The 12,566-nt window shown below is 30.9% G+C and carries 11 protein-coding genes; 1 reads left to right on the top strand and 10 read right to left on the bottom strand.

Annotated features, from left to right (window positions below):
* Positions 1–169: 169 nt before the first annotated feature.
* Positions 170–463, bottom strand: a complete 294-nt coding sequence (locus tag H8911_RS06570; RefSeq protein WP_154573171.1) for a transposase — start codon at positions 461–463, stop codon at positions 170–172.
* A 216-nt stretch (positions 464–679) separates the two neighbouring features.
* On the opposite strand from H8911_RS06570, the gene H8911_RS06565 reads away from it, so the two are divergent.
* Positions 680–2,146 (top strand): ISL3 family transposase, encoded by a 1,467-nt coding sequence (locus tag H8911_RS06565; protein WP_186999083.1) that lies wholly within the window; start codon positions 680–682, stop codon positions 2,144–2,146.
* Positions 2,147–2,326: 180 nt separating this feature from the next.
* Here H8911_RS06565 and H8911_RS06560 read toward each other — a convergent pair whose 3' ends face one another.
* The 9 genes from H8911_RS06560 to pglZ all read right to left on the bottom strand — a co-directional run bounded on the left by H8911_RS06560 (position 2,327) and on the right by pglZ (position 12,555).
* Positions 2,327–3,001, bottom strand: a complete 675-nt coding sequence (locus tag H8911_RS06560; RefSeq protein WP_186999082.1) for a nuclear transport factor 2 family protein — start codon at positions 2,999–3,001, stop codon at positions 2,327–2,329.
* Positions 3,002–3,109: 108 nt separating this feature from the next.
* Entirely contained in the window at positions 3,110–3,391 is a 282-nt protein-coding gene (locus H8911_RS06555; RefSeq protein ID WP_186999081.1) for a hypothetical protein, read from the bottom strand.
* A gap of 242 nt (positions 3,392–3,633) precedes the next feature.
* Positions 3,634–4,476, bottom strand: coding sequence for an ATP-grasp domain-containing protein (locus H8911_RS06550; protein ID WP_222620981.1), 843 nt, complete (start codon positions 4,474–4,476; stop codon positions 3,634–3,636).
* Between the two features lie 17 nt (positions 4,477–4,493).
* Positions 4,494–5,498 carry a hypothetical protein gene (locus tag H8911_RS06545; RefSeq protein WP_186999080.1) on the bottom strand — a complete coding sequence of 335 codons (1,005 nt, stop codon included), beginning with the start codon at positions 5,496–5,498 and terminating at the stop codon, positions 4,494–4,496.
* Positions 5,499–5,622: 124 nt separating this feature from the next.
* Complete coding sequence (locus H8911_RS06540) at positions 5,623–6,921, bottom strand: AbiJ-related protein (protein ID WP_186999079.1); 1,299 nt, start codon at positions 6,919–6,921, stop codon at positions 5,623–5,625.
* Positions 6,922–8,961 (bottom strand): protease Lon-related BREX system protein BrxL, encoded by a 2,040-nt coding sequence (brxL, locus tag H8911_RS06535; RefSeq protein ID WP_186999078.1) that lies wholly within the window; start codon positions 8,959–8,961, stop codon positions 6,922–6,924. It abuts the gene before it with no gap.
* Positions 8,962–9,023: 62 nt separating this feature from the next.
* Positions 9,024–9,563, bottom strand: a complete 540-nt coding sequence (locus H8911_RS12480) for a DUF4268 domain-containing protein (RefSeq protein WP_222620980.1) — start codon at positions 9,561–9,563, stop codon at positions 9,024–9,026.
* A 15-nt stretch (positions 9,564–9,578) separates the two neighbouring features.
* Positions 9,579–9,956 carry a hypothetical protein gene (locus H8911_RS12475; protein WP_222620979.1) on the bottom strand — a complete coding sequence of 126 codons (378 nt, stop codon included), beginning with the start codon at positions 9,954–9,956 and terminating at the stop codon, positions 9,579–9,581.
* Position 9,957: 1 nt separating this feature from the next.
* On the bottom strand, positions 9,958–12,555 hold the full coding sequence (gene pglZ / locus H8911_RS06525) for a BREX-1 system phosphatase PglZ type A (RefSeq protein ID WP_186999077.1): 2,598 nt from the start codon (positions 12,553–12,555) through the stop codon (positions 9,958–9,960).
* Positions 12,556–12,566 lie beyond the last annotated feature (11 nt).

Below are 12,566 nucleotides of genomic sequence, written 5' to 3'. Positions count from 1 at the left end.
TGAATCGCTTGCATTCTCTCTTTCTTAGATATAGATTGCTTGCTTGGTTTTCGATGCAGATAATTGTAATATCCTGATTTTGACAAATGTAGCTTACTTAGCACTCCAGTCACCGAAAAGTCTTTGTCGACCTTAGACTCTTCAGAAACAAGACAGTACAGAACTTGTGTTATTCTCCCAGAATGCTGATGGCTTTTTTTAGAATTTCAAGAGCATCTTGCGTATCCTTTAATTCACGTTTTAAACGTCTGTTTTCAAGCTCAGCCTCTGTTAGATTCCCTGAACCTTTAAATGTTGCCTGGTTGTTATTGGCTTTAGCTTCTTGCTTCCATCTGTATAAAGTACTATCTCCAATACCTAAATTTTTAGCACATTCTTTACGACTTAGTTCTGGATGTGTTAAACAATAATTGACTGCATTTTGTTTAAATTCTTGATCAAACTGTTTCTTTTTATTTGCCATTTTCTTTTACCTTCCTTTGTCTTTGAATCATCCTCTTTCTATTGTACCACTGGTGTAAATTTTCTCTTTTTGACTAGTCCTATTTATATGCTAACATCAAATTATTTAGAGGCGTTTATAACCTGCTCTAAAAACTTTTTAAAGTTTTTAGAGTATCTTATCTTCTATAATGAATGTGTTGTGTTTTTCTACGTTGTTCAGGAGGTAAAATTTATTATGGAACACAACACGAATCAAAATTCTAATTATCTGGCTCTTCTTAATCTGACTGATGATGGTACATACACTGTTACTAAGATTGAAATCATCGGTTCTGATAAATTTGTTTATATCGAAAAAAACTTAAAGCCTACTCTTTGCCCTATGTGTCAGTCTCGTATGCATTCCAAGGGTATCTATGTTCGTAAAGTAAATCATCCAATCTCTCAGGATTCAATGAACACTTACTTGATAGTACGCCAGCGCAGATGGGTGTGTAAGGAGTGCGGACTCACAGAGAATGATTCCTTTCCGTTTTTGGATAAATACTCACATTCTTCAAATATCACGCCATATTTGATTCTTAATGCATTCAAGACTCTTACTAAATCAACAGCCGAGATTGCAGCTCAATTCAATATATCTGATTCTGCTGCCCGTCTTATATTCAAGCGCTATGTGGATCTTCCTAGACTTCCTTTGCCTGAATACATATCTGTAGATGAAGTATATCTGGACATCAGTAATACCGAAAAATATGCATTTGTCATTATGGATTTTTCTACTGGAGAAATCATCGATATCGTTCATAATCGATGGCATTCTACACTTGAAAACTACTTTCTATCTATTCCACTTAAGGAAAGATTAAATGTCAAAGGTGTAATATCTGATGCTTATAAGACTTATCTTACTATGCCTGAAGAGTATTTTCCTAATGCGGTCACAATCCTCGATTCGTTTCATGTAGTAAAGGTTATAATATCTCGCATGAATACTTACATCTACAAAGTAATGAAGAGATACAAAAAAAGAGACGAACAAAGGCTAAAAGAAAAAAATCACGATACGAACCGTGATGATAAATCTATAAAGCCTTCTAAAGAAGTAATTCTGTTACAAAACTATAAATGGGTTATCCTTAAAAACCATGATGAAATTAATTATTCAACAAAACGCTATTATCATAAAATGCTAGGTATGAATGTAGATACATTCACCATTGAGAAAATGTTTCTAGAATTGGATCCAAACTTTGAAAAGCTTCGTGATCTAAAAGAGGATTATATTGAATTCAACAATCAGGAATACGAAAGTGAATTCGATGTACTGACAAATCTAAACGCTTTGATCAACAAATATAAATATTCAGATCAGTCGATATTTAGTGATTTTGCCTTGTTTCTTATCAAGAACAAGGAACCTATCGTTAATTCCTTTATTAAAGTAAAGGTCTATAGAAAGAGTGCAAGAAACGAGCAAGAATACTATGCACGTCTTTCCAATGGACCTATGGAGTCTTTCAACCGAAAGCCGAAAGATCTTAAGAGAGAATCGAGAGGATTCTCTGATTTTAATTATACACGCAATCGCATTCTCTGGGCTACAAGAGACAATCCAAGCGTTAGAGGTATTCCTAAACCAAAAGATGAGATCAAAAAGAATAAAGGAAAAAAACGCGGATCATATAATAAGAAAAAATAATATAAAAATATAACTACAATTTAATAATCACAGTAAGAAAAACACAACTAAAAAAAAGATGCATTTCTGCATGTACCAACATACAGATTTACATCTCTTTTGAATTTGAAATTTTAACGAATATTCACAGACCCCGAACTAGACCCCAAATGATTGCGCTAAAACCCTAAATGATTTTGGTTACCCGATGGTCTTACTATCATAAAATTCAACACTACTCTTTCTAAATGGTTTTGCAATCAAACGATTTACTTGCTCTAATAATATATTATGATCCGTCTGAGTATAGCGTCCATTTAAGCCAGGAATATTATTTCCTTTAATTAATTCCACATCACCTGTCTCTAGATTAATCAAACAAATATAGGAATACCCAGCCGATAATGCCTCAACTTCATGTCGAGCTTGTTGCACCTGCTTACCTAAAGTAATTGGAAACTCTTCATCTTCCAATTGTTCTTTGTCCGGAATCGAATGATGAATATGAAGCACCTTCCATTTTCCATCCCTTACACCATAAATAATAGTAAAGCGAGAATCCAATTGCATAATTGGAACTTCTTTATCATAAAGGCCATAAATTTGAACGGATCCATACACAAAGACACATTGATCATCCACAATATTTTCTTCTATTTTTAAATCTTTAAATTCAAAATGAATATCCTTACGTTTCTCCACATTAAATTTGAAAGAATTTAAAAAGTGCTCAATATTTTTAAAGAATTCTTGTTTTCCCGTACCAATAATACTCGCATTCGAATCCAGAAAATCTTGAATCGCAACATCACTCAACGTATCCGAACCTAAATATGTTTCTAACAATTGTCTAGTAAGTAACTTAAAATCCTGCATAACCCAACCCCACAAAATAAAAGGCATCATCTCAAATCAGACAATGCCACATTATATTTAATAACTGATTTGGAAAGATATATCATTACTTATATGATACCACAAAATCTAGCCTAAATTATTAATACTATCATCAATATCATCAAGTTTATTACAAACTTCTTCTATTTTATCATTATAAGTAGTATCACCCTGAATTTCTGTTACTACATTATAAATATCTGAAATCACATTATTATTTTGAGTATTATAACTAATTCCTTTTAGTTCCTCTAACACATCATTTCTTTCACAATCTCCACTATGATATTCTATAAGCTCATCGATTTTTTCATTCATATCTCTTAACTCAGATAAAATATCAGATAATAATTCAACTACTTCATCCATGTTTCGTCACCTCTCATATATTTCTTCCATCTTCTTAATACATCTTTTAATGCTCATCCAAGTAAGCATAAGCTGCTTCTTCAATATCACCAATAATAGCTCCTAACATATTATCATCTTCTTTTTATTCTAGATTTTTTTTAAAATATATAGTATCAAACATAGATAAACTAACTTGTGATGGATAAAGCTGGGCTGGCTGTGCCAGTAAGATGTATTTCGAGATGCCTTTGCTCCTGGGGTTAGTTTTTTTCTTTTAACATTCTATAAAATGTTTCAGTTTGACTTGAATCTGTAATTCCAGACACTTGACCATCTCCAGACTCAATGATGATCCATGAATCATCTTCTAATTGTGCAAAATCAAGTGTAAAGAATGGACTATCTAATATTTTATATTTATGAATCAATTCAAATGGTGGATTACAACAAGCATCGCTTTGATTTGAACTCTTCATTAAAATCATCAATTCATTATGATAATAAAAAGCTCGATATTCATTTGTATGACTATCATATTTTTTTAAATCTAAGTATTTCTTGATACAGATTCCACCCGTTAATAAATCACCGCGATATTGATAAAATTTTTCCATCCAACCATCAAATTCAGATTGTGTAATTGTTGAATCAAAATAAACAGGAAAATCACTTCCCTTTACAGATTTAACGTAATCTTTTACCATAAAACGACCAAAAATGTCTTGAAGAAATTTCACATCCATTCTTGTATGTAAAGGAAACTTCATCATAGGTGCTGTATCATTTCGTATAATTGGATATACATTTACAAATTCATGTAGTCTTTTATAAGAACTAGAATCAACAATTACATAATATCCTAAACCCTTTAATTGCTTTTCAAACTCACAATATAATTCTGGCTTCATCATCCATCCTCGATATAAAACAAGATCACAATCAACATTTTGATTCAACACGAGTTTTTTAGATTCAAACCAAGAAGAATAATCAAACAACATTACATCAAATCCTGCTTTAATAGCAGCCTCATATTCTTGTTCTAATTCAGCATCGATTTTATTTCGATTAAAATAATCCGATGGAAATAATATTGTGTACATAATAACTCCTTTATCATTTATTTTAATGGGTATGCGAATAATTCTTCATCACCAAAAATATAACCGTTATAAATAAACGTTTTTCTAACATAATATTTCTTTCTTAAATCTTTGTATGAAAATGTAAATCTCATGCCAGGTTCAATATATTTACTATCTTCTTTAATTGGAAATACTGGTGCTAAACATAAATTATGGTACTCATTATCGCTCCAAATATCAATTTTTCTTGGTATTTCACCATAATCAGAAATATAACCATAAGGTTGAATGCTATTACCATTAGTAGATGTCACATATAATTGAAGATCATCTAAAATATTGCCTGAACGTCCTTGATACATTACTCTTAATTTTATGTAAAGGTTTTCGTTATTTAATGTAAAATTTAAGTCCCAATCACTGAGAGTTATTCTTAACCAAGAAGTATCATATCCATTAGTTTCTTCATAATATGAATAGTCTGATGTATTAGTTTCAAATTCTTCATCATTTTCATCATCATCTTCAACAATATCATCATTACTATCATCAATATATAAGAAAGAAAAATCTTCTAGGCTTAATTCATCATCTAATATAAAATATGGATCTTCTATTTTGTAATTACTGCATAATCCTTCTATATAAGCATCATATACATTATTAATATTTTCCTGATTATCCACACTATTAAAGTATTTTTCCATTAATTCATAGTCATCTATATACTCTTCCCAAACATCGTCTGAATATAGAATATAATATTTAATCTCATCATTTTCATATGCAGATCCAGAATCTAGCATTATTTTTAAAATACTCGAAAAAAATGAGTTTCTATTACTTAAATGAAACCAATAAAAATAGGAATAAACTCTATCATTCATCTTTATTTTTTTGATTAATTCACCTTGTATTAGTTCAACATTATTACTCAATATGCATGTTATAAAATTTTCATTAGAAACAGTGCTATTTATCTTAATTTCTAAAATATCATTATAATTGGAAAAACATACATATTTTACACTAATTTCCATTTGTAACTCTCCCCCTAATATAAATATTGTATAACAATTATAATGATTTCATAGTTTTATTGATAGGATTAATAAATGTAAACCACGTATTGATTTATAACTACAAAATAATTTATAAATAGTTTTATATAGAAGTTTGTGATTCTACACTATTTAAAACTAGAATCAGTAAAGACAAGCATCTATTATAAAAATACTCATAATAATTTTCATCGTTAATATTAATTTTCCCTTTTTCATGATGTCTAATTCGAAATTTATTACCCATATCTGTCAGTGCTTTAAATTCAGTATTGAAAAGATCATAAAAATATGAATCATGACTTATACCACGAACTAGTTTCTCAACTGAACCTTTCTTGTCACTAATATCTGGATAATAATATGTTTTCACTCTTTCAAAAGCATCCCATATTTTTTCACATGCCAATTCCATTTCATGTTTAGAAAACAACTCTTTTGCTGATTCGATAATTCTTTTTAAATCTTCATCATTTATTTTTGCTTTGTCAGTTGAATCTTCAATACTAAAGGAATTAGATTCTGTTATTCTAAAACCTTCTAAGATAAAAGGTAAATCACTATTATCAAAAATAGTATTAATGAATTTTATAAAACTTTCGTCTTGCTTTTGATATGAATAATATTCTATAATATCGAACACTTTTTCAGGATAATTATCCATAATGAAACTATTAATATTATCTGTACTAACATAATTGTTGCCATTAAAGTATTTTGGCTCATAAAACTTATTTACATCATTGAAAAATTCAGTTGATATGAATGAGTTATAATTGAAACCTGAATCATCTGTTATTATTAACTGTTGATCTGAATTGTTTAAAAATTGTTTTATTTTTTCGCGTACAGACATAGGTATGGTTAAAATTAAATTTTTGTTTTTTAAAAGTTTCTCATATCTAATAGAAAAAGGAATGTATCGGTAATTATCTGGATTATATCTTCGGTATCCGAATTTTACTTTACCTGAAATTTTGCCACATTCAAACAATTCCCAACCATCTTCTTTTAATAAATCATCTACTAACTTTAAAAATTTTTCCCAATTTTCTGATTCATCACGCACATAAGGATCAAAAATTTCACATAAAAAATGAAGATAGATTTCATCATTTTCTCCACACAAGCCAAATCTGTCATCGGTGAAAAACCAACATTTATCATAATCATCATTTAATATTGTATGATGTATTATATCTGCCTTAGCATTTTCATAACGTGGATCTTTGCTTGGCAAATTATCTAAATCATAAATTCTTTCCAAAAATTCATAATCATTTTCATAAACACCAATACAATCATACTCTATATAATTGGAACCCCATATATCATCACTTGTATATCCATTTTTAAATAAAGATATAATATTTCGTTTAGTTAAGTTAGTTATAGTTCCCATCTATTCCACCCCTAAAGCTTTAAACACTGCGTCCTCTGCATTATTAAAGAATATTAAATTAAAACATCCTACAAGTTCTGGTGGAACTGTTCCTAAATCTACTGCTGAAGTGATTGGTAATAATACTTTCTTTGCACCAGAATCTAAACAAACTTGTAAAGTATTTGCCAGGTTTTCTACCTTAGATACAGTACCACTTACACTAATATCACCAAGTACAGCTAATGAACTTACGGTTGATTTTTGAATAGCTATAGAACATAATGCAATTAATGTTGGTAATGATAATGTACTTGTCATTCCAATACCTTGTAAGTCTTGATATTGAATAATATAGTCTTTTGTTGTTGTACTAATAGATTGACTAATACGATTTCCATTTACCTTTAAATAATTAAATGCATTTTGCGTACTCTCTCTAGCTTCTCTATCACTTCCTAATCCATTACATGTAAATTTGCCACTTCCAGGAAGCAATTGAGATTCCAATCTAAATAAACCAATCATTCCAGATTTACCAGTTGATACTGTATATACCTGTCCTGGATTACACATTCCTTCCGGAATCAATGTACTCGATCCTTGTTCTGGTACAGAAACATATTTTTCTTCAAATGTTTCATTATCAATATAAGAGAAATTGACATCATAGAATTCCATACCACCAATTTTCTTCAATTGTTCCTTAACACGTCTTCTCATTTCTAAAGCTAAACGAAGAATTTCCTCCAATTCATCCTTTGAATATTCGCCATCAGGATAAAGTAACTTTACAAGTCCAGAAACCGTTCTTCTTACTGCAATAGTATCTCTTTGGTTTAAGTTTTTACCTAATTTAAAATACTTGTCTAACGCATCACTTTCCTGTGATTTTCTTAGTTCACGTATAAATTCTGCAAAATAATCCGTAATAAAACCATGGTCATCCGTAAAATGTTCAGGTCTAAATTTAGGTACTTCCCATCCAGGTAAGTAACAATGAATACGATCTAAGAAAGCAGTATCTGTAGCCATTTCAGGTGGGAATGGATCAAATAATGAAGATGTTTTCAATAACACATCTACACTTTGATTAATATTACCTACAAATACCATAGATGCACTGGCAGCCTTTTCTTCTTTGCCACGGGCAAAAGATCCAGATGCCATATAATCCTTCATGATTTGAATACCATCTTTATCTTTAAATTTAATACCAGCCACTTCATCAAAAGCTACACAATCCCATAAACCAACTAGTCCAACAGTACGCTTATTCATATTGTAGAATAAGTTAGCGACTGTAGTCTGACCACCAGACACAAGGATACTATTTGGTGAAATCTCTTTATAAATATGAGACTTACCCGTACTTCTAGGACCCAACTCACATAAATTATAGTTATTCTCTACTAGAGGTACTAAACGAAGTAACAACAACCACTTTTCTCTTTCATTCAATTGATCAGGTTCCATACCAATTGAGCGAAGTAATACATCTATCCACTCTTCTTTTGAAAAAGATTTACGACCTTCTTTTAAATCGTTGATATCGACATGAGGCATTTGAATAGGTGTAAGTTTGGTAATCTTAATAGGATTTGAATGCTTATCCTGCTCATTAAAAACGTATTCCAATTGAACAATACACCAAATGCCACCACATAATAAACGATCATACTTTTCAGGATATTCACTCGAAATTGGAATTCCCGTAATCCCTAGATTTGAAAAATCAGCTACATATTGATCCGTACGAATATTTAAATTGATTGTGATTTTATCTATAACTGTATACATTCCTTTAGAACGTAATACAGACAACGTTTTCTGTGCTTCATCTGGACGAACAAAATTATCCGCAAGAATCTTTTTAACCTTTTCAATTCCCTGAGAAATAATCTGTTCATCATCCGAACCACAATATTGACCAAGAAGGAACTCAAGCACATAGACAGGAACATTGGCACCCTCTTTAATTTTCTTTGTTAAATCTTTTCGAACTATTTTGCCATCAAAGTTAGAACGTAACTTTGCCTTTATCTCTTCTCTATCTGTCATAAAGAACCTCCTAATTAATTTCAATCAAACAATAATATTCATCATCATGCATTAGAATTTAGCTATAAATATTTTTTAAACACATCTCTCATTTTTAAGATTTTCTCAATACACTCATCCATCAATTGCGGATAATTTGAATGATCCGAGAAATCTAAACCCAATACATCATGCTTGATTCTCGATGCTTTTTTTCCATCCAGTCTTTCCCATGAAAAATTCATTTGTAGTGTATTCTCAATCTTTTCTTTATCTTCATAAAGATGGTCAAATAATTTTTTGTTGTCTAAAATATACAATTCTAGAACTATCTTATTTTCTTTATTTACTAGATTAATAGCCAAATGAGCCTCACTCGTACCAATTGCGACATCATACCAATGATCCGTTGTAGGTTTTCTAACACTAAATGGCTTCCCCTTCGCAACTATGACTGTATTAAATTCTTCCCAGAACATTAAACGTTCATTTTGACTTCGATTTAATTCCTTGTCCGAATAATTTTGTTTTGACGTTTTTGTGAAATTATTTGGTTTTTCTACCACCTTGAACATAGGTGCAGGTAAAGAAACATTGATTTTATACGCATGAAGCTCAATCAAAAAGAATCCAATTTCTTAAGACGAATTGTTATTTAACCATTCTATAGCTGCCTTATGTTCTTCTCTAGCCTCTTTGACAATCCAAATAATTGTTTTCGCATCTAAACCAGCTGCATACGTAATGATTTTTCCTAAATGATCATGATTTGTCGCCTCTAATTGATTCTCAATAATCACAATTTGACCAGTAGTTTCATCTTTTGCGACTAAATCACAACGATACGATCCAATGTATACTTCTTTATTGATATCCATTAACGTTAAGCCAATCTCATCATCTAAAAGTTTAATATTTTCTTCTTTTGCCAACCAATTTGAAAAATCATATTGTTCATGCTTCCATAAATCACGAACATCCACATCTGTTAATTTCCCAATTTTTACTGTAGACATATTATTCACCATCCAAACCAAAGAAATCAAAATCACCAATTGCCATCGCAATATCAATCTGAACTTCTTCTTTTATAGATACTTGTTTTCCCTCTTCATCCACAATCACTAAATAATACATTTCTGTATTACTGAATTGTTGTGATTTTAAGTTAAACGTACACTTAAATTCCCTATCCTTAGGAATTGTACTTGTCTTATCCGCAATGATTTTTTGTATATCACTCACTTCATTACCATTAGCATCCGTAATATAAACATTATAAGTACATTGTACATAACTATCTTTAACAGCTTCTTTTTGATAGAAACTCAAATTAAAGATCATATTACTAATTTTTCTATTTGAAGAAAGCAAGGCAATACTTACAGGTTTTGTCTCATACTTATCCTTATTGATTCTATAAGCCTTATATCCCGTTCTTAAATACTTATATTTAATAATTGGAACACACATTTCTTGTAAACTTGTACCACCATGAACAAACTTAGTACCACCAGCACCCTTAATACGAATATTCTCTCTTGGTGCAAAGCCTAATAGATTTGCATCATTATAAATACCTTTGACTGGCATTAAGAAATCTGGATTTGCCAAATCATTAGTGATTACATAACGACGACCTTGTTCCACAATATCCTTTTTAAATGATGATCTTTCCATCTTGTCTGATTCTTTCAATTCCTGATATGTATATAAGAAACCATGATCCGATGTAATAATGACATTCAAACCATTTAATTCACTACAAATCATATTCACTAAATTCTTAATTTCATGATTAGCACTATAACAAGCGTTAAACACTGTTGTTTCATCATTGTGACTTGAAGCATCAATCGTATCATGATAAATATAAATAATATCCTTACCCTTAACAGCAGCACGACGCTCTTCACGCTTCATTAACATCAAATCTTTATATTTAAATGCCACACTATTTTCACTATATGACTTCAATATACCATCACGATCACTCATTTCACTTGAATGTCCATCCACTAATACTTTAGTCGAACCATTATTTTCAACCACACTTAAATCTTTATGAGGCAATAATGCAGCCATGCCATATTTCGTAATTGTAGGATAAATACCCTGTTGTGCACTGATTTCCACATCCGCTGTCGTTTCTACCTCTAACTGTTTAGCCAAGGCATACGCAACATCATAACGCATCGCATCTGAAATAATCACAAATACCTTACCATCCACATTACGAACAACGTCTTGATAAAAATCTGTTTGTTGTAAAAGACCAGTAATCTTACCAGTACTTGAAAGATCTTGTTCAATCACAGTATTCCAATTTGAAGCTAATTTATCCAAATACCAATTCTTATACTCTTTCTCAACATAGTCAGCCAAATCCTTAAATGAATCATCCAAAGAAGGATGTAGATTTTGAAGACAAGTTGAGAATGCAATATGGAACTCACGATATAAAGAATCCATTACATAATAATCACTTGTATACGCATCCCACATCTCTTTGGCAACCACATGATGGAAACTATTCAAATGAGAATCATAGAACTGATTCATTAAAGCCACTTGATAAATACCGTCATAGAAATAATCATAATCATCATACCAAGCTGAGGTTCTACGCTTTTCAATCACACTCATGATCGAATTATTATCCATACTACGTTTCGTAACAGCATACATCAATTTAGATAAAATGGCTTCATCAATAATTGGAAGAATATCCGTATCTTCTAAATCTTTGATTTCAAACTGATTAAAACGATCCAATAAAGATAAATTACTCTCTACAAATTCAGCAATACTCCTAAATGAATTTTTATCCTGACCATGAATCCAATTAAACACTAAGTCATAACAAAATCCACTATGAATATCCGAATACTTGGATTCAAGTCCTGATAATACATCACTCGACATCGTTCTAGAAACTGCACTTAAGACTACATGATTCACTAAATCATCCATATTTTCAGATCCATGATATCCAGTCACACTACCAACTAGTGACCAAAACAATGGACTTGCTCCATACTTCAATAAATCCATCTTTACGGTATTTTCTAAATCAGCACCAGCAAGTAAACTTGACTTAATAATAAGCTCTGGCTCTCTTTCTTTTACACCACAAATAACCGAAAGAATAGACATATATAGAGTTGACTTCTTATCAATAAAACCATCAAAAGAAGCCATAGCCTTTCTACGACTTGCTGCATTGAAGAATCCCTTAAAATCCTTAACTACATGACGAAGTTCTGACGTATTCACAATCTGCATTTCCTGCATCAAACGAGAAGTCTTATCCGCACGATACTCTTCACCATATAACTTAATATCCAAAAACCAATCATGTTCTGGATCCACAACCAATGGATTATACACTAAATAATTAGATACCAAATCACTACTTGATAATAACTGTTTAGCAGAAAACAAATGACCAGCCTCTAACACCAATACTTTTGCATTACATAAAGTCAGTGATTCAATCTCATCTAAAAACTCACCATCTTCATCATTCCAGAAAATGATCCTTCTCTTATAAAATTCATCCAAAGGTTCAGCAAACCTTTTCTCTAATTCTTTTTTAATATCTTCGATAGCCATACCGAACCCTC

The organism is Holdemanella hominis, from assembly GCF_014306155.1.
GTDB classification, from domain to species: domain Bacteria; phylum Bacillota_I; class Bacilli_A; order Erysipelotrichales; family Erysipelotrichaceae; genus Holdemanella; species Holdemanella hominis.
The sequence above is the reverse complement of the archived record's forward strand: the minus strand, read 5'-3'. Positions and strand labels throughout refer to the sequence as shown.